The organism is Streptomyces sp. NPDC002853, from assembly GCF_053591915.1.
Genome location: NZ_JBSFUS010000001.1, coordinates 368,583 through 386,656, shown reverse-complemented (window position 1 = coordinate 386,656; position 18,074 = coordinate 368,583). Strand labels below are relative to the sequence as shown.

The window sequence follows — 18,074 nt, the reverse complement described above, 5'->3', positions numbered from 1 at the left end:
GTCGTTGCGGCTGTCACCCGTGCCCCGGGCAACGGACGCGTACGGGTGAGACTGGCGGGAAGGTGCCCTGGCGGCTTCCCGCCAGCACCCGTCAACACCCCCGCAACACAAGCCCCCCGACACTTCTCGCAGCACCCGGGGACCACCCCCGCCCGGGTCCGACGAAGAGAGGGCACCCATGACCCGATCCCCCGCGTGGCGAAGAGCCGGGCTGCTGCCCGCGGTCGGCCTCGCGTTCGCGCTGCTGCCGGCCGGGCAGGCCGCCACCGCGGCTCCTTCCGACGTGCCGCAAGGGCGGGCCACCCCTGCCACGCCCGGTGCGCGCGCCGCCCACACGGTCACCCTGGTGACCGGCGACAAGGTCACCGTCACGGAACTCGGCGGCGGCAAGAGGACCGTCACCGTCGACCGGCCCGCCGGGGCCACCGGAGCCGTCCGGAGCGAGATCGCGGGGGACCGCATCACCGTCGTACCGGACGAGGCGCGGCCCTACCTGAGCGCGGGCACCCTCGACGAGCGTCTCTTCGACGTGACGGAGCTGATACGCCAGGGGCTCGGGGACGAGAAGGGCGGCGCGCTGCCGCTCATCGTCACGTACGACAAGAGCGCCCGCCGTGCCGCGGGACCGGAGACGCCCCGTGGCGCCGACAAGGTGCGCTCCCTGCCCAGCGTGGGCGGCCTGGCGGTGAAGGCGTCCGAGCCGGGCACGTTCTGGCGGGACGTCGCTCCGGGGCCCGCCAAGTCGGCGCCCAAGAAGGCTGGTTCGGGTGGTGGGCTCGCGGACGGCATCGACAAGATCTGGCTCGACGGGCGGGTCGAGGCCGACATGGCGCGGAGCAACGAGCAGATCGGCACCCCCAGGGCATGGGAGGCCGGGCTCACCGGCAAGGGCGTGAAGGTGGCCGTCCTCGACACGGGTGTGGACGCCGGTCACCCCGGGCTCAAGGGCCGGGTGGACGCCACCAAGAGCTTCATCCCGGGCGAGGAGGTCGCCGACCGCAACGGCCACGGCACCCATGTGGCCTCGACCGTCGGCGGCAGCGGCGCCGGGTCCGAGGCCGACAAGGAGAAGGGGGTGGCGCCGGGCGCCACGCTCTTTGTCGGCAAGGTGCTCGGCGACGAGGGCTCCGGCAGCGAGTCGCAGATCATCGCGGGCATGGAGTGGGCGGCCGAGGACGTCGGCGCCAAGGTCGTCTCCATGAGCCTCGGTTCGCAGGAGGCAAGCGACGGCACCGACCCGATGGCAGCCGCGGTCGACACCCTCACCAAGGAGACCGGCGCGCTCTTCGTCATCGCCGCGGGCAACACCGGCGCCCCTTCCTCGATCGGCTCACCCGGCGCGGCGGACTCCGCGCTGACCGTCGGCGCCGTCGACTCCGCCGACCAGGCCGCCTACTTCACCAGCCAGGGACCGCGCGCCGGGGACAACGCCCTCAAGCCGGATCTGTCCGCGCCGGGCGTCGACATCCTCGCCGCACGCTCCCAACTCACCGCGGGTGAGGGCTACTACACCGAGATGAGCGGTACGTCGATGGCGACGCCGCACATCGCGGGCGTGGCCGCCCTGCTGGCCGAGAAACACCCGGACTGGAGCGGGGCCCGCCTCAAGGACGCCCTGATGTCGACGTCCACGCGGCTGGACGCGTCGGCGTACGAGCTGGGCGCCGGGCGGGTCAGCGTGCCCGACGCGATCGACGCGCGGATCACCGCGAGCGGGAGCGCCGACCTCGGCTTCTACTCCTGGCCGTACGGTGACAACAAGCCCGTCACGAAGACGCTGACGTACACCAACTCGTCGGACACGGCGGTCGACCTGACCCTCGCGGCCGAGGGGGCGGCCGAGGGTGTCGCCACCCTCGCCGACAAAACGCTCGCCGTCCCCGCGCACGGCACCACGTCGACCACGGTGACCGGCGACGGCGCGAAGGCGCCCGTCGGCAACACCAGTGGCCGCATCGTCGCCAGCGCCGCCGGGAAGCCCGTCGCGCACACCGCGTTCGGCCTGGTCAAGGAGGAGGAGCGGTACACGCTCACCGTCCACGTCAAGGACCGTGACGGCGCCGCGACCGGCGCCCGCCTCGTCTACCAACGGCTCGCGGAGCAGGTCGACCCCGTCCCGGCCGATGTCGGTGACTCCGGGACCCTGGAGCTGCGCCTGAAGCCCGGCACGTACACCCTCTCCTCCTTCCTCGACGTGCGCGGCGGCAACGGCAAGGACTCGCTCGGCCTCGGCTTCCTCGCCGCGCCCGAGATCGTCCTCGACCGGGACCGTGAAGTCACCCTGGACGGGCGGAAGCTGCGGGAGATCGGCGTGGACGTCGGCAAGCGGACGGAGACCCGGCAGCTTCTGATGGAGTACGACCGCCGCGCGAACGGCGCCGCTCTGCAGGGCGCGGTCCAGGTTCCGGTCAAGTACGACAGCGTCTTCGCGGCGCCCACCGCCGAGGTGACCGACGGCAGCTTCGAGTACCGCACCGTCTGGCGCCTCGGCAAGCCGTCCCTGGACGTCAAGGGCCTCGGCGAGGTGGTCGCCCAGCCCGGCGGCACGGTCGGCGAGGGCCGGAGCAAGCTGCGGATCGTGGACGTGGGCGGCGGTACGGCGGCCGAGTACGCGGGCAAGGACGTCAAGGGCAAGGCCGTGCTCGTGCGGCGCGAACCCGGCTCGGAGGCGACGCCCGAGCAGCTGGGGCAGGCGGCCCAGGACGCGGGCGCGCGGGCGCTGTTCGTGACGGACGACGCGCCGGGCAGGCTCAACGCCTGGTTCGGCACGGACGACAACGCGGACCGGCCGCTGCGGATCGGCACGGTCAACGCTGCCGACGGGGCGCGGCTGCGGGCGGCGGCGAAGGCGGGCCGGACCGTGGAGACGACGGCGACAGCGCGCACCCCCTACGTCTACGACGTCTCGGAGGGCCACAAGGGCGCGGTGCCCCGCGACCTGACGTACGAGCCGTCGAAGCGTGAACTGGCCGTCCTGGACGCGAAGTTCCACGCGGTGAAGCCCGTCGCGGGTGGCGAGTTCCGCTACTCCCTGACCGACACCTTCGACGTCGGGATCGGCTTCCAGGAGAAGATCGACCATCCGGTGGAGCGGACGGATTACGCGTCCACGGGAGCCGGCCAGCTGTGGCACGAGTCGGTGTCGGTCGGTCCCGGCGCCCTGGAGGAACGGAGCGGCCTGGTCACGTACCGGGGAGGCAAGCGCGGCGAGCTGAACTGGTTCAAGCCCGTGTGGCATCCGTGGCTGGGCACGGGCCTCGGCTGGGGCCAGCAGCGGACCGGGAACGACCTGGAGTTCAACGTCCCCGGCTGGGGCGATTCGGGGCCTGACCACACGGGATTCGGTGACGTGTGGAACGAGGACTCGATGACGCAGTTCACCGAGGTCCACGCGGACGGGAAGCTGGTCGACCGGCGGCAGAGTTCGGCGGCGTACGCCTGGGACGCGAGCCCGGAGCCGACGACGTACAAGGTCGTGACGGACACGACGCTCGATCCCGAGCGGTGGCGGCTCGCCACGAAGGGCCACTCCGAGTGGACCTTCAGGTCGAAGGAGACGGCGAGCGACCGCAAGACCTTCCTGCCGCTGCTCAACCTCGGGTTCGACGTTGACACGGACCTCGCGGGCGACGTGCGGGGCGGCCGGAGCGTGCCGGTCGGGATCTTCTCCGAGTACGTCAAGGGCGCGCCGGACACCGGGACCATCGGCGGCGGCAAGCTGGAGGTGTCGTACGACGACGGGAAGAGCTGGGCCGGCGTGAAGCTGGACCGGGACGGCACGAAGGCGGCCTGGAGCGGGAAGCTGAAGGTGCCCGGCTCAGCGGAGTTCATCTCGTTGCGAGCCTCGGCCAAGGACGACCGGGGCGGTTCGGTCACCCAGGAGATCGTGCGGGCGGTCGGGGTGAAGTAGCGGAGGGCCGAACGCGGCGACGCCGCCTCCCCTGGGACGGGGGAGGCGGCGTCGCTGTGAGTACTTCTGGGTGACGTCAGACCAGCCAGCCGAGGAAGTGGGCGATACCGGCGACGACGTCAGTGATGATGTTCATGGTGGTGCTTCTCCTTGTGGGACTTTCAGGATGTGCCAACTCCCGGACCCCGTATGGGACATGGCCCGGGAACGCGATAACTACGGTCTGCAGCCCGTCGCTTGCGCACCGTAATCATCGTCAATCACGCAGGCCACATGCAATCTCTGGAGTGACGATCACCTGTTCCAGGGAACAACTGCTCCCCTGTTCGCATTTTCGAGATGCGGAGGGTGTGGAGGGGAGTGACGATGGGCCGGGCTGCGAACCTGGTTCCACCAACAACGCGACCAGTACGAGGAGTTCGGCCGCCGGTACCGCGCCGAGCTGACGGGCCCCGAACAGCAGGACGCCCTCCAGCACCTGAGGGAACTGGCCGCCACCGGGACGGTCACCCTGGTCACCGCGGTGAAGGACGTGGAGCACGGACATCTGCCGACGCTGCGGGCCGTGTTGCCGGCGGACGAGAACTGAGGCGCTTCGGGTGCGGCTGGTGCCCATCACGTGCGAGATGGGGCTTGTCGGGAGCACGTCGAGAAGTTGTTAGCCTGCGGGGCGAATAATCGACCCCAGGAGGCCTAGTGTCACCCGACCGCCCCACGATCGCCCTGGTCACCAGCAGGCCTCAGCTGGAGACCGGTCTCGACCGTGACCTCCCCGAGCTGGCACGCTCGCTCGGCGCGGCGGACGCCGATGTCGCCACCGTCTCCTGGGACGACCCGGAGGTCGACTGGGAGCGGTTCGACCTCGTCGTCATCCGGTCCGCCTGGGACTACAGCGAGCGCGTCGCCGAGTTCGTGGCCTGGGCGGGGCGGGTCGCGCGGCTCACCGTCCTTGCCAACCCGGCCTCCGTGGTGCGGTGGAACACCGACAAGCGATACCTCGCGGACCTCGCGACGGCGGGGGTGCCCGTCGTGCCGACCCGCTATCTGGCGCCCGGCGACCCCCTGGAGATACCCGACGACGGCGAGTTCGTCGTCAAGCCCACCGCCGGGGCGGGCGCGCGCTACGCCGCCCGGTACGAGAAGGGTGAGTACGAAGCCGCCGCGGCGCACATCGGGCGGATGCACGGCGAGGGCCTGACCGCGATGGTGCAGCCCTACATGCCGGGCATCGACGAGACCGGCGAACGCGCGCTCGTGCACGTCGGCGGGCGGTTCCTGCACGCCGTGCAAAAGGGTGCGGTGCTCGCGCCCGGCACCGCGTACGACGCCGACAAGATGCCGCACCCCGATCTGCGCCCCTGGCAGCCGACCGCGGCCGAACTCGACGTCGCCGAGCGGGCGCTGGCCGCGGTGCCGGGCTCGCCCGAGCTGCTGTACGCGCGCGTGGACCTCGTCGACGACGCGGACGGGGCGCCCTGCGTCATGGAGCTCGAACTCGTCGAGCCGAACCTCTTCCTCGCCCTGCACGCGGACTCGCTGCCCGTGGTGACCGAGGAGATACTCACCGCCGCCGGGTAACGGGGTGGACGTGGCGCAGGGGGCGTGAATACCCTGCGGCCATGTCCAGTCCCGAGTCCGACAGACTCCAGCCACCGGCCGGCATGACCGGTGGCTCTCACGCACGTCACCGGACCCATCGCCGCAGCGCGGACTGACATTCCCCTTTTCTCCCTGGCGCGGCAGCCGCACGGCTGAGCCGCCGCCTTGTCGACCCATGCCATGGGTGCGGAGTCTTCTCATGCCCTTTGCCCTCTACATGCTCGGACTTGCCGTCTTCGCGCAAGGCACGTCCGAGTTCATGCTCTCCGGTCTCGGCCCCGACATCGCCGCCGACCTCGGCGTGTCCCTCTCGACCGCCGGAACCCTCACCTCGGCCTTCGCCGTCGGGATGGTCGTCGGCGCGCCGGTGATGGCCGTACTCGGCCGACGCCGGCCGCCCAGGACCGCACTGCTCGCCTTCCTGGTCACCTTCCTGCTCGTCCACGTCGTGGGCGCGCTGACCACCAGCTTCGCCGTGCTGCTCGCGACCCGTGTCGTCGGCGCGCTCGCCAACGCCGGGTTCCTCGCGGTGGCCCTTGTCGCCGCCGTCGGCATGGTCGAGCCGAACGCCAAGGGGCGGGCCACGTCGGTCCTGCTCGGCGGCGTCACCCTCGCCTGCGTCGCGGGCGTACCGGGCGGCGCGCTGCTCGGGCAGTTCTGGGGGTGGCGGTCCGCCTTCTGGGCGGTGGCCCTCGTCTCGGTGCCCGCCGTCCTCGCGATTCTGCGGTCCGTGCCCGCCGGCGCCCCCGCCACCACCGGGACCGGCGCGCGCGGGGAACTGCGGGCCCTGCGCGAGCCGCGCCTCGTGGTGACGCTGCTGCTCGGGGCGCTGGTGAACGGCGCGACCTTCTGTACGTTCACCTATCTCTCGCCGGTGATCACGCAGGTCACCGGCTTCGCCGAGAGCTGGGTGCCCGCGCTGCTCGCGCTCTTCGGCGTCGGGTCGTTCGTCGGGGTCACGGTCTCGGGGCGGTTCGCGGACGCGCGGCCCTTGCCGTTCCTCCTCACCGGCGCGGTGGCGCTGCTCGCCGGGTGGGTGCTCTTCGCGCTGACCGCGGGCAATCCCGTGGCGGCGGTCGTCCTCGTCCTCGTCCAGGGCGCGCTGTCCTTCGGCGTCGGCTCCGCGCTGATCACCCAGGCGCTGTACGCGGCGGCCGGCGCCCCCACGCTCTCCGGCGGGTTCGCCACGGCCGCGCTGAACGTGGGGGCCGCGATCGGTCCCGTGGGCGGCGGCATCGCCCTCGCGGCGGGACTCGGCCACCGCTCGCCGCTGTGGGTCAGCGCGCTGCTCGTGGCGCTCGCGCTCGCGGTGGGGGCGGTGGCGCTCCTCCGCGGGAGGGGTCAGGGGCCGTCCGGGAACGACAGCCGCTGGAGCAGCCCCCAGGTGAACTCCGCGACGCAGCGCCGCGGCTGACCCTCTCGATCCGGCGCGGTGAAGGCGAGTCGCCAGCGCGTGGGTGCCGTGCCCTCCATCGGGCGGGCCGGGGCGAACGCGCGGGCGGCCTCGTCGACCGTGCACGACCAGGGGGTGAGGTCGTCGAGGGTGCGGAGCGCGGGGGCCGGTGCGCCGGGCGCCCGGATCAGCCACTCGTTCCACACCGCGCCGTTCGGGGCGCGCAGCACCTCGAAGCGCAGGTCGGGCCAGAGTGGCACCGGCCACAACAGGGCCTCGCACTCCAGGTCGCCGATCCGGCGGGTCACGGTGGCTTCGGGCGGGCCGAGGACCGAGCGGTAGCGGGAGGCGGCGCCGCGCGAGCGGGGCGAGCGGGACATCGCCTGCCAGCGGCGGTTGGCCTCGCGCATGTCCGCGACGGCGGCGCCGAGCTCGTGGCGGGCCGCCTCCACCAGGTCCGGGTGGTGGTCGGCCATGCGGCGCAACAGGACCAGCTGGAAGTCGAGCGGGGTGAACGCGGAGCTAGCGGACATGGGCTCCATGGTCGCGCACCGTCGCGGCTCCCGGGCGGCGCCCGCCGGGAAGGAAGAGGACGGAGTTGACGTACCGGGGCCTGCGCGGCGTGAGCACCCTGCGCAGGAGGCCCTGCGACACCACGTACGACGTGTCGTTCTGGTGCGCCTCCAGGTCGAAGTCGGCGAGCGGCAGCCAGGTGTGGTGGGGCAGGACCCAGCCCTCGTAACCGTGCTTCCGGGTGAGCAGCTCGACGATCGGCTTGATCGGCTGGATGCGGGACTCCAGCTCGATGAAGAGGGCGGGACGGTCCCGGGTCAGCAGATCGTGGGCGCCCTGCAGGACCGGGAGTTCGTTGCCGTCCACGTCGATCTTGATGAAGTCGACGTCACGCAGTCCGAGCCCGTCCAGGGTGAGGCAGGGCACCTCGACCGCCTTGGCGTGGATGTCCCTGCGGATGAGGGAGGAGACCCCGCGGTCCCCGCGGTCGCCCTGCGGCAGCCAGAGCCGCGCCGTGCCGGGGCGGTCGGTGGCCGCCGCCTGGATCACCCGGACGTTGCCGGGCGTGGAGGTCTCGAGGAGCCGCGCCAGATGCGGCACGGGCTCCACGGTCACCACGCGGCGCGCATGCGAGGCCAGGCGGCGCGACCAGGGCCCGTACCAGCCGCCGACGTCCACCGCTGTGCCGCAGCCGCGCGGACAGAGGTCGGCGAGGCGGGCGAGCTCCGGTTCGAAGCGGGGGTAGACGAGCCGGGCCAGGGCGCCGATGAGCCGGGCGGGGAGGTGCGGGGCGAGGCGGGCGGCCACGGTCTTGTGGGGGTTGGCCCCTTCCTCGTGGGGGTTGCCCCCGGTCTCGCCGGGGCCCGTCACGGGGAGATCCGCTTCAGGAACTGCTCGTGCTCGTCCTCCGATATCTGCTCTCCCGAGGAGGGCAGGAGCTGCGGTATGCCGTCGATGATCGGGTAGCGGCGGCGCAGCCGCGGGTTGTAGAGGACCTCGTCCGGTACGAGGGGTTCCGCGGGCTCCAGGAGATGCAGCGGGCCCTTGTCCAGTGGACAGGCGAGGATCTTCAGGAGCGGGTCTTCGGGGTTCATCAGCTGGTCAACTCCTTGGTCGGGGGCGTTGGTTGAGGTGGTGGCGCGTCATGCTTGGGCATGGCGAGGAGTACGGAGACCGCCAGCGCGGTGCCCGCGATCCGCAGGGCGAGCCGCAGCGGCTCGTCCGGCAGCGGCTCACCGAACGCCAGCGTGCCGAGTACCGCGGTGAACAGCGCCGTAACCGTCGTGCACACGGGGACGATGAGTGAGGCCCGGCAGCGCTGCAGCGCGGCCTGGGACATGATCAGGCCGAACGCGCCCGTGAACATCAGGAGGTACGGGTACGGGGAGGCCAGGAGGTCGAGCAGCGCCGAGCCGAGTTCCTGCGTGGTCAGGTAGCTGGACACGCCCTTGATGGCCAGCGAACTGACCCCGTAGAGCAGGCCGACGGCGACCCCGTACTCGACGCCCGTCGTCGGCAGGCGGTGCCGGTGCTTGGCGCGGCGCTCGGCCGATCCGTACAGCAGGACCCCCGCCGCGAGCGACGGCAGACAGACCGTGAGGACCAGTGCGACGGGCGCGCCGCGGCTCACGGTGTCCGCTTCCTCGTCCAGCGAGAGGACCACCATGAGCAGCGCGGCGAGGATGGCCCCGACGGCGTACCGCTCGCGCCCCGACGTCTGCTCGCCCAGCAGCACGGAGGAGAGCAGCAGCAGGAGCACGAGCCCGGAGACGAAGATGCCCTGCGCGGCGGCGATCGGCAGTGTCCGGTAGACGGCGAGCTGCGCGCCGAACCCGGCGGCGAGCGCGAGCGAACCGCCGATCCACAGCGGGCTGGACACGACCTGCCTGAGCAGCCGTGCCGGTTTGCGCACGCTGACCGACGGCATGGCGGTCAGGGCCCGTTTCTCCAGGACGAACCCGGTGCTGTAGAGGACGTTCGCAAGGAGGGCGGCGGCCACACCCCACCACATGCCTTACGTCCTTCGGGCGTGCAGCAGCAGGATCGACGAGGCGCTCGGCACGGCGCACGCGAGCCGGTCCAGGGCGCGCAGCGGACGCGGCACGCCGTGGAAGGGCGCACCGGCGAGGCGCACCACGTCGAAGCCGGACGCGGCGACGAACTCCCGCAGCGCGCGGGCGGTGTAGAGCCGCAGGTGACCGACGACCTCGCTCCCCGGACGGCCGTGGATGCCGCGCAGGCTGACCTCGGAGAAGACGGGCTGGACCCCCGCGAGCAGGAGCCCGCGGTTGTACCAGGCGGCGAGGTTGGGCGTGGAGAGCATCAGGTGCCCCCCTGGCCTCAGCACTCTTCTCAGCTCGTCCAGGGCGCTGTCGGGGTCGACGAGGTGCTCGATGACCTCGCTGAACAGGACGGCGTCCGCGGAACCGTCGGCGAACGGGAGCCCGCCGTCGGTGAGTTCACCGCGTACGACGTACGGCAGATGCGCGTGCGCCCGCTTGAGGGCGTCCTGGGACCAGTCGACGCCGACGACGCGATGCCCCGCGAGGAGCGGGGCGGCGGTCGCCGCCGCGGTGCCGTCGCCGCACCCGATGTCGAGGACGACGGCCGTACGGGCGGTGGCGGGGCCGATGGCGTCGGCGAGCATCCGGGCCTGGCGCAGGCTGCGGGCGTCGCCGGAGGCCACGGGGACGGAGGGGTCCTCGTAGAAGTCCCGCAGGTCGCGGGGCGCGGTGCTGGTGCTGGTCAAGGTGTCTTCCCCTCCTCCGTGGGCTCCGTGTGCTCCGTGGCGTGGAGGTAGTGCTCGAAGAGGTCGCGCAGGTGCGCCCCGTCGCCGCTGCTGAGCAGGGTCTTCGACCAGCGCAGGGCGACGTGCAGCCGGCCCGCGGTGGACGCCGTGGTCACCGTCAGGCCGCGGGGCAGCCGGGCGGGCGCGGAGAACCAGACGGCGTGCGCGCGTCCGGCGTCACCGAAGTCCAGGGAGTACGGGACGCGGCCGATGTTGCTGAGCAGCGTGGTGGACGTCCAGGGCGCGGCGGCTCTGCGCAGGCCGCGCGTCACGGCGGCCCTGAGGGTGACGGGCAGGACGGGCGAGGTCAGGAGGGCGGCCCCGCGGCCGAGTTGGGGCCGGGAGAGGGCCTTGAGCGCGCGGGTGCGGTCGGCCGTGCGGCGCAGGAGTGCCCCGATGTCTTCCGGGCCCCAGTCCTTGGACGTCAACTCGGCCGCGCTGAAGGGGACTTCGACGAGCCGGGTGCCGTTCCCGATGGGCATGTCCATGCTGCGGGGCCGGTCGTCGACGGGCATGGTGATCCGGAACGGCTTCGGTCGCGCGCCGTGCTCCCGGTTCCAGTGCGCGATCATCAGGGCGGTCGCCACCATGAGCTGGTCGTTCACGGTGAACGGCGCGCCCTTGGGCCGCCGGGGCACGGGCAGCTCGGCGACGAGCATGCCGTTGCCGGGCGAGGGCTCGGGTGTCCCGCGCGAGACACGGGCGGGAGGAGCCCACCCGGAGGGCGCGTCCCCCACGTCCGCCGCGCTCCGGGCATCGGCGGACGAGGGGGTACGCGACGGGGGAGCGGCGGGCGAGTTGTCCTGCCCGCCGTACAGCTCGGCGGCGGTGGCAAGGACCCGGAGGCAGGCGGGGCCGTCGAGGGCGGTGTGATTGATGGTGAGGAAGAGGACACTGCCGTTGCCGGCCCCGTCCGCCCCGCCGGAGGCCGCCGTGTCGCCGTCCCCCTCCTGGGCGATCACCTCAAGGCGGATCGGTGGCGAAGCCGACAGAGGCGGGGCCTCCGAGAGGGAGCGGGTGCGGGCCTTCTTGAGGGCGTCCCGCTCCGGCGGCGGGAACGTCACGACCTCCACGTCCGGCTCCGCCGTCAGCTCCCATTCGTAGCGACGGCGGTACCAAGGCCCCCGCGCCTCCCGCATCAGGATGCGCGGGTGGCGGCGCAGGGCCTCGGCGAACGCGGCCTTCAGGCGGGCCGGGTCCGGGGTGCCGGGCAGGTGGACCTCGATGTGTACCGTCTCCGGCTCCTCCTCCTGGAGGCAGTGCCTGGCGACCTCGTCGACGACGGGGAACGGCACGCGCTTCGGAGGCCGTTCGGGTCCGTCGGCGTGACGTGCCGGGTGATCGAGTGCGGTCATCGGTCGGTGTCCTCCCCGGAGGCGGACGGCGCCGCGGCTCCCGCGAGCCCCTCCGTGTTGCTTGGCCTGCGCCGCCTGAAGCGCGCGGTCCGCGTGGTCCGCGCGCCCGGCGGTGCCGGTTCCGGCTGGGCCGCCGCGGGGCCCCTGGCCGAGATGGTCGAACTGGTGGCCCGCGGGTCGCCGCCCGCGTCCTGACCGTCGCCCGCGTCCGAGCTCGCGTCGGAGCCGGGACCGCTCTCCCCGCGCTTGCGGCGCGGCAGCGGAGTCGTGCCCAGGTCCCGGTCAGGACCCGGCGACGGGGTGCCACCGCTCACCGGGGGAGGTGGCATCACCGGGGGAGCGGCGGGCGGCGGCTGGTGCGGAGGCGGCTCGTACGGAGCGAACTCGCCGCCGCCACCGGGACCCCCGGCTGTCGCGGTGGTCCCCTCCTGGGCACCCTTCACACTCACCAGGGCCGCGAACAGCGCGATCAGTGCGAGGAGTTGGGCGAAGGGGCTGAACGCGCCCTCGTCGGCCGTGCTCGGCTCACCCGCGCCGATGGCCGCCGCGATGCCCGCCCCGGCCATCGCCACGAAGGCGAGCGGCACGAGCAGCGCGTGCCGGCGCCAGGCGAGCAGCGCGAGCGCGGGCACCAGCAGGGCGAACCAGCCCGCGATCACCGCGGCCACCAGCGTCAGCGCGACCGTGCCCAGGATCAGACCCGGCGCCGGCGGCGCCAGGTCCGGACCGTCCGCATTCGGCTCCCGGCGCTTGATCAGGACCAGGGCGATCAGGGCGAGGATGCCGACGCCGCCGCCGATCAGGCCGATCTCGTAGATCCGCGAGGGTTCGTAGGAGAGCTTGACCGTGCCGCCCTCACCCTTGGGGACCAGGAAGCCCTGCTGCCAGCCGTCGAGCCGTACGGACGACAGCTCCTTGCCGTTCAGCGTCGCCTTCCAGCCGTCGTTGATGTTCTCGAAGGTCGAGAGGTACGAGGCCGAACCCGCGCCCACCGACACCTCGCGCCGGTCGCCGAGCCAGTCCTTGACGTCCAGGGAGCGGGACTCCTCGTCGATCGCTCCGGGCGTCCCCTGCGTCATCGAGACGTCCATGAGGGTGAGCGGACCGCCGTCCCCGGCCTCGACGGTGTGCTTGCCCGCGCCGAGCGACAGGGTCGTGTTCTCCGAACCCCGCGAGCAGAGCGTCACCTCGATGGGCCGCCGCTCGACCAGGTCCCGAACCGAACCCTTCGCGCTCGTCGCGTGCAGCTTGCCGTCGACGGCGAGCGTCGGACCTTCACCGCAGGCGAGCTCGAACTTCTTGGAGGCCGCGGGCTGCTTCGTCCGGAACTTGTCGAGCGCAGGGACGTAGACCTCGGTGAGGCCGACCGGCAGCTGCAGCTCCTTGTCCGCCACCGGGTTGTGGACCGCCAGCGGCGCGGTCTCGGTGATGGTGATGGTCAGCTCGTCAGTGGTGATCGGCGGGAACCGCGTGTTGCCGTTCTCGTCGACGCCGGCGATCGCCGCGCCGTCCGGCGAGCTGATCTCGACCTTCTGGGGACGCGTCGAGAGTCCGCCCGCGCCGGGCAGCACGACCTCGCCGACCGGCACCTTGCCCTTCCACTTCAGGTGCACCACGGGCCTGTCGCCGGCGATCCACGCCGTCGTCAGGTCGCCGTCCGTGAGGTTGCGCGGGGAGAGACCGCCGCCGAGCCTCGACGTGGAGTCGGCGCTCGCGATGATCTGGTCCTTCTGCTCGGGCGCCACCTTGTAGAGCAGCTCGTCGAGCTCGGACCCCGCCACGGGGAGCGCGCTCGCCTTCACCTCGTACTCGGCCTCGGCCGGCGTGGTGAAGCGGCGGTGCAGCCCCGACTCGGTGTTCACCGGCGAGAGTGCGCTCGGGTCGGAGGCGCGGTGCATCGAGTACGTCGTCGCGTCGGCGCCCTCGGCGGGCGTCCTGGACTCGGACCCGGTGTCCGTGGGCAGCTGGAGCAGCTTCGTCACCCGCACACCCGGGACGGTGATCTCCGAGAATCCGGCGCCGGTCAGGCCCTCGTGGCCGATCTCCGCGTCGAGGATGGTGACCTTCAGCCAGCTCGAGTCGCCCTCGGGCGCCTTGATGCTCTGCCGCATGCCGTTGGGCTTCAGCGAACTCGTGCGGCTGCCCTGCTCCGTCTCCACCCGCACCTTGGTGGGCGCGGCCCGCACGCCCTCCTGGGGCAGCGGCGTGACCCGGAGCATGGACGGAATCGACTCCTTGGCCCTGAACTCGGCCTTGATCCACGCGCCCTTCGGCTTTCCTGGGCTTCCCTCGGCCCATGACGTGGCCGGGTTGCCGTCGAAGGCGTTCACGGGGTCGTACTGCGGCAGGTGGAAGAGCCAGTTGCCGTAGCTGGACGCCGTCACGGACTTCGCACCGCGCAGCTGGGCCGTCGTCTGGTGCTCGATCCCGGTGGTGGGAAGGATCTGGTGCGGCTTCTTGCCCGGTTCCTGCAGGGCCTCGCTCGCGTTGCGTTCGTCCGCCGTGTAGGTGTACGAGGTGTTGGAGCTGACCAGTCCGAAGCGGGTGTCCGCGCGGCGCAGACCGTCACCGACCGCCTGCAGTCCGGGAGTTCCGACCCCCGGGTGGTTGTCGCCCGTCAGGACGGAGGGGCGGTCCCGCATCGAGGGATCGGCGGACAGCTGGAGCAGCGACTCGGGGCCACCGCTCACCACGGCCGTGTTCGAGACCGGCTTGATCCCGGCCTGGCCGGGACGCTCGGCGCCCGCGCCCGGGGCGTAGATCTCCACCGCGCGCTCACGCGGGTAGAGGCCCTCGACCTGGAGGGGCGTGTCCTTCGGGATGATCCCGCCGGTCTGTGTCGGACCGAAGCCGGTGACCCGCTTGAAGCCGGACTCCTCGAGGGTCCGCTTCACGGTCGCGGACGGCACGTTCCCGACCTGGTCGGGGTCGAGGTCATTGCGTACGACGACGTAGTACAGGCCCGCACGCGTCAGGTAGTCCTGCAGACCGGGGACCGCGCCGCCGGTCGTGAGCGCCTGCTCCACCGCGTCCATCGCGCGCCGGTTGCCGGGCGTGCCGAACGGGACGTAGTCCCGCTGCGCCCAGCGCGACTCGGCCAGCACGTCCAGGGGCTGGTCGATGGGCGAGCCCCAGGTGTAGATGCCGTGCGCGGTGGCGGGCACCACGAGTGCGCGGGAGTCGGGGGAGTACTTCTTCAGCCAGTCACCCGTCGCCTCCCAGTAGTTGGGCAGCTTCTGGAAGGAGCCGGGCTGGAGGATCGAGCCGTTCAGGTAGGGGAAGGCGAGCCCTGGCAGCACCAGCAGGGCCGCAATCAGCGGGGCGAACTTGCGCCCGCGCACCGGCCGCGCCCCGCGCGCCTGCGCGGCCACGCCCACCAGATGCATCAGGCCGAAGACCAGCGCGAGCGCGAGGCCCGTCTGGAACTTGTAGATGTTGCGGAAGGGGACGAGCCCGCCGTTCAGCCACGACTGCACCGTCTCGTGGAAGGGCGCGCCGAACGAGCCGCCGTATCCCGCGAGCGTGATCAGCGCGACCGAGAGCACGGTCAGGACGAGCCAGCGCCGCTCGGGCAGGTCGCGCCGCGCGAGCCCGGCGAGGCCGAGGGCGGCGGCGAGCGCCGAGCAGACCACGACGACCACGGACGTCGCGACGGTCCAGCCCGCGGGCAGCCATGCCTCGCCGAAGTGCAGGTAGGCGACCCAGTTTCCGGCGCCGCGCAGGGTCTCCGTGGCCGACATCGTGCCGGTCGTGGTGGCCGAGTTCTCGACGTAGGGGAGGAAGTTCTCGCCGTACACGCCGAGCACGAGCAGCGGCACCACCCACCATGCGGTGGCGAGGATGACGCCGGGCACCCACCAGGTGATCAGCTTCCGCTTGCGTGGCCCGTTCGGTCGTGACAGCAGATACAGGCCCACCGGCAGCAGCGAAGCGAGCGTCGAGGCCGCGTTGACGCCCCCCATGAAGGGGATGACAAGCGCCGAGCGCAGCGCCGCCGAGCGTGCGCTGATGCGGTCGTTCGTCAGCGGGAGCAGCACCCACGGGAGCAGGGCGCCGGGCAGCGCCGCCGCCGACGTCGACCCGACGACGACCGTGAAGGTCGGCCACAGGGCGTAGGCCACCGCGCCGAGCAGCCGGCTCGCGCTGCTGCCTATGTTCAGCCGCTCCGCGAGCCGCAGCGCACCCCAGAAGGCGGTCGCCACGATCAGCGAGAGCCAGAGGCGCTCCGCGAGCCACACGGGGAGCTGGACGAGGTCCGCGAGGCCGTAGAACGGCAGCATCGGGAAGGTATAGCCGACGTACTGGTTCTGGATGCCGCCGAAGCCGCTCTGGTCCTGCCACAGCTGGCCCAGGTCGGAGAGGAACCGCCAGGGGTCGACGGCGACCCCCAGCTTGGTGTCGAACGTCATCCGCCCCGGCTTCACGGCCAGGAAGAGGACGAACACCACGGCCCAGAACCCGAGCAGCCAGCGCTTGGAGCGCGGCCCTCTGCCGGGTTCGGGGGCGTCAGCCGTTGGCCGGACTGCCGCCGGAGGTGGGGCCTGGACCGTGGTCATGAACACCGCCTGAGGATGAGAAGGAGATTCCAGGTGGCGAACTCGCGTACACCCGGCACTTTGGTGATGCCGCTGGCCAGGAACGGCCAGTAGCGGGACCGTGCGGACACGACGGACACGTCTTCCCTCGCCCGCACTTGGCGCAGGGTCGGGCCGACGTGGTGAGCGAAGAGGTTCTCGCCGAGCGTGTGTTTGGCTGCTTTACCGGTACGCCGTTCATAACGGGCGCGCCCACGGGCGCCGCCCAGGTAGTGCCAGGGCGCCCACTCATGGCCGCCCCAGGGCGAGTACCAGTTGGTGAAGGAGACATAGATCAGACCGCCCGGCCTGGTCACCCGCACCATCTCGCTGAGGAACGTCTGCGGATCGTCCACGTGCTCGAGGACGTTGGAGGAGAAGGTGACGTCGGCGACGCCGTCCGCCAGCGGGAGCAGATACCCGTCGGCGACGACGGAGCCCTCCGGCGGCTTGGCGCCCAGCTCGGCCGGGTCCGGCTCGAACAGGAAACTCTGGGCGCCGCGGCGCCGGAACTCCTCGGTGAAATAGCCACCGCCGCCGCCGACATCGACGACGACGCGGTCCTTGACCGGTCCGTAGGCCTCGACCTGGTCGGCGGCGTCACGGGCGAGCAGGGTGTAACACCGCTCGGGCTCTTGCTGCTCGCGCAGGAAGGCCCGGAAGAGGGTGACGGAACGGCGCAGGGACGGATCCTTCACGCGGACCCCTGGGCTGTCTGGTGCGTGACGATCGCCTCGGAGGCCACCGCCTGGAACTCGCGCACGGAATTGGCCCACCGGTAGCTGGTGGCCCGTTCGCCCGCCGCCTTGCCGAAGGTCTCGCGGCGCTCGGTGCTCAGCGCCAGGGTGCACCAAGCGGCGGCGAAGGAACTCTCGCCCCGGGCGAGGAGCCCGGTCACGCCGTCCTCGATGGAGTCACGGACGCCCGGTACGTCGAAGCCGATGGCCGGGGTCGAGCGGGTCGCCGCCTCGGTGATCACCAGGCCCCAGCCCTCCACGGCGGAGGGGTGGAGGAGCATCCACGCCTCGCAGAGCAGCCGGTGCTTCTCCGCCTCGGAGACATGGCCCTTGAACTCGACGCCGGGTCCCGCGATCTGTTCCAGCCTGGCCCGCTCGGGGCCGTCGCCCACGATCACCAGACGTCCTCCGGTGACGGGCCTGACCCGCTCCCAGAGCCTGAGGAGCAGATCGATGCGCTTGTACTCGACGAGCCGTCCCATCGCCAGGAACATCGGCTCGTCCGAGCGGGGGTGGAGCGGACCCGGCTCCTCGACCCCGTTGTGGACTATGCGTATGCGCTCACGGTCGACGCCTATCGCACGCAGCGCGGTGGCCGTCGAGGGCGAGACGGCCACCAGGAGATTGCCGCGCTGGGCGCCGGAGAGCGACCAGTGTTCGAGTCTTCGGCCGAGCCGGGCCGCGGGGGCGAGGGCACCCTGGAAGCGCATCCCCCACAGATCGGTGTGCACGTGGTTGACCAGGCACAACGTGGGCCCCCGGTGCCACAGCGGCGCCAGGTACGGCATGCCGTTGCAGACCTCGACCAGCAGGTCGCAGTCGCCGACCTGCCGGGTGAAGGCGGAACGCGAGCGCAGATAGTGCCCGAGGTCCCCGCCCGCCGAGACGACGCGGTAGTTGCGGAAGGCGGCCGGGCCCCCGCACAGGAGGGTGACCTGATGGCCGAGCTTGCTCAGGCCGTCGGCCAGCCGGTCGACGAGCAGTTCGGATCCGCCCGCGGCCGGATTCGCCAGGTCGCGCCGGGCGAGAAAAACGATCCGGCGCGGCTGCGGGGGAGGTGCCGGTAGCCGTTGCGCGACCCGCGGGATTGCGGCGCGCAGCGGAGAAGGCACGTGCTGGGGCATGCGTGCTCCAACTCGTCAGGGTGCGGAACCGTGAGGTCGCTATGGGGGGTTGCACCGTTCGGGGGTCGCTTGCGGAGGTGC

The 18,074-nt window shown here is 72.2% G+C and carries 13 protein-coding genes; 4 read left to right on the top strand and 9 right to left on the bottom strand.

Annotated elements, in window-relative coordinates; genetic code table 11:
- The first annotated feature begins 178 nt into the window (after positions 1 to 178).
- From ACWD02_RS01760 to ACWD02_RS01745, 4 genes are all read left to right on the top strand, one after another.
- Positions 179 to 3,910: a S8 family serine peptidase gene (locus ACWD02_RS01760; protein ID WP_451203377.1), complete on the top strand. Its 3,732-nt coding sequence runs from the start codon at positions 179 to 181 to the stop codon at positions 3,908 to 3,910.
- A gap of 376 nt (positions 3,911 to 4,286) precedes the next feature.
- On the top strand, positions 4,287 to 4,499 hold the full coding sequence (locus ACWD02_RS01755) for a DUF488 domain-containing protein (protein WP_451204352.1): 213 nt from the start codon (positions 4,287 to 4,289) through the stop codon (positions 4,497 to 4,499).
- Positions 4,500 to 4,606: 107 nt separating this feature from the next.
- Positions 4,607 to 5,488: an ATP-grasp domain-containing protein gene (locus ACWD02_RS01750; RefSeq protein WP_451203374.1), complete on the top strand. Its 882-nt coding sequence runs from the start codon at positions 4,607 to 4,609 to the stop codon at positions 5,486 to 5,488.
- A gap of 220 nt (positions 5,489 to 5,708) precedes the next feature.
- A complete protein-coding gene (locus tag ACWD02_RS01745; protein ID WP_451203372.1) occupies positions 5,709 to 6,923 on the top strand; it encodes a Cmx/CmrA family chloramphenicol efflux MFS transporter in 1,215 nt (404 codons plus the stop codon).
- Here ACWD02_RS01745 and ACWD02_RS01740 read toward each other — a convergent pair.
- From ACWD02_RS01740 to ACWD02_RS01700, 9 genes are read right to left on the bottom strand one after another with little or no spacing between them, the layout of a single operon-like run.
- The gene (locus ACWD02_RS01740) at positions 6,851 to 7,435 is read right to left on the bottom strand and encodes a hypothetical protein (protein ID WP_451203370.1); all 585 of its coding nucleotides are present in this window, start codon (positions 7,433 to 7,435) and stop codon (positions 6,851 to 6,853) included. The two genes, ACWD02_RS01745 and ACWD02_RS01740, sit on opposite strands and share 73 nt — an antisense overlap.
- Entirely contained in the window at positions 7,425 to 8,285 is an 861-nt protein-coding gene (locus ACWD02_RS01735; protein ID WP_451203368.1) for an FkbM family methyltransferase, read from the bottom strand. The genes ACWD02_RS01740 and ACWD02_RS01735 overlap by 11 nt, the downstream gene beginning before the upstream one ends.
- Positions 8,282 to 8,509, bottom strand: coding sequence for a Trm112 family protein (locus ACWD02_RS01730; protein WP_451203366.1), 228 nt, complete (start codon positions 8,507 to 8,509; stop codon positions 8,282 to 8,284). Before ACWD02_RS01730 ends, ACWD02_RS01735 begins: the two co-directional genes overlap by 4 nt.
- On the bottom strand, positions 8,509 to 9,414 hold the full coding sequence (locus tag ACWD02_RS01725) for a hypothetical protein (RefSeq protein WP_451204350.1): 906 nt from the start codon (positions 9,412 to 9,414) through the stop codon (positions 8,509 to 8,511). The genes ACWD02_RS01730 and ACWD02_RS01725 overlap by 1 nt, the downstream gene beginning before the upstream one ends.
- Positions 9,415 to 9,429: 15 nt before the next feature.
- Entirely contained in the window at positions 9,430 to 10,164 is a 735-nt protein-coding gene (locus tag ACWD02_RS01720; protein WP_451203364.1) for a class I SAM-dependent methyltransferase, read from the bottom strand.
- On the bottom strand, positions 10,161 to 11,558 hold the full coding sequence (locus tag ACWD02_RS01715; RefSeq protein ID WP_451203362.1) for a condensation protein: 1,398 nt from the start codon (positions 11,556 to 11,558) through the stop codon (positions 10,161 to 10,163). The genes ACWD02_RS01720 and ACWD02_RS01715 overlap by 4 nt, the downstream gene beginning before the upstream one ends.
- The gene (locus ACWD02_RS01710) at positions 11,555 to 16,114 is read right to left on the bottom strand and encodes an alpha-(1->3)-arabinofuranosyltransferase domain-containing protein (protein ID WP_451203360.1); all 4,560 of its coding nucleotides are present in this window, start codon (positions 16,112 to 16,114) and stop codon (positions 11,555 to 11,557) included. Before ACWD02_RS01710 ends, ACWD02_RS01715 begins: the two co-directional genes overlap by 4 nt.
- Positions 16,111 to 16,830 carry a class I SAM-dependent methyltransferase gene (locus ACWD02_RS01705; RefSeq protein ID WP_451203358.1) on the bottom strand — a complete coding sequence of 240 codons (720 nt, stop codon included), beginning with the start codon at positions 16,828 to 16,830 and terminating at the stop codon, positions 16,111 to 16,113. The genes ACWD02_RS01710 and ACWD02_RS01705 overlap by 4 nt, the downstream gene beginning before the upstream one ends.
- Positions 16,827 to 17,993, bottom strand: coding sequence for a glycosyltransferase family 4 protein (locus ACWD02_RS01700; RefSeq protein WP_451203357.1), 1,167 nt, complete (start codon positions 17,991 to 17,993; stop codon positions 16,827 to 16,829). The genes ACWD02_RS01705 and ACWD02_RS01700 overlap by 4 nt, the downstream gene beginning before the upstream one ends.
- Positions 17,994 to 18,074: the final 81 nt, after the last annotated feature.

What these genes read in the sequence shown, in the direction of transcription:
- ACWD02_RS01760 (WP_451203377.1), top strand. Translation starts at nt 179, where the DNA reads ATGACCCGATCCCCCGCGTGGCGAAGAGCCGGGCTGCTGCCCGCGGTC.
- ACWD02_RS01745 (WP_451203372.1), top strand. Translation starts at nt 5,709, where the DNA reads ATGCCCTTTGCCCTCTACATGCTCGGACTTGCCGTCTTCGCGCAAGGC.
- ACWD02_RS01740 (WP_451203370.1), bottom strand. Translation starts at nt 7,435, where the DNA reads ATGTCCGCTAGCTCCGCGTTCACCCCGCTCGACTTCCAGCTGGTCCTG.
- ACWD02_RS01730 (WP_451203366.1), bottom strand. Translation starts at nt 8,509, where the DNA reads ATGAACCCCGAAGACCCGCTCCTGAAGATCCTCGCCTGTCCACTGGAC.
- ACWD02_RS01715 (WP_451203362.1), bottom strand. Translation starts at nt 11,558, where the DNA reads ATGACCGCACTCGATCACCCGGCACGTCACGCCGACGGACCCGAACGG.
- ACWD02_RS01710 (WP_451203360.1), bottom strand. Translation starts at nt 16,114, where the DNA reads ATGACCACGGTCCAGGCCCCACCTCCGGCGGCAGTCCGGCCAACGGCT.
- ACWD02_RS01700 (WP_451203357.1), bottom strand. Translation starts at nt 17,993, where the DNA reads ATGCCCCAGCACGTGCCTTCTCCGCTGCGCGCCGCAATCCCGCGGGTC.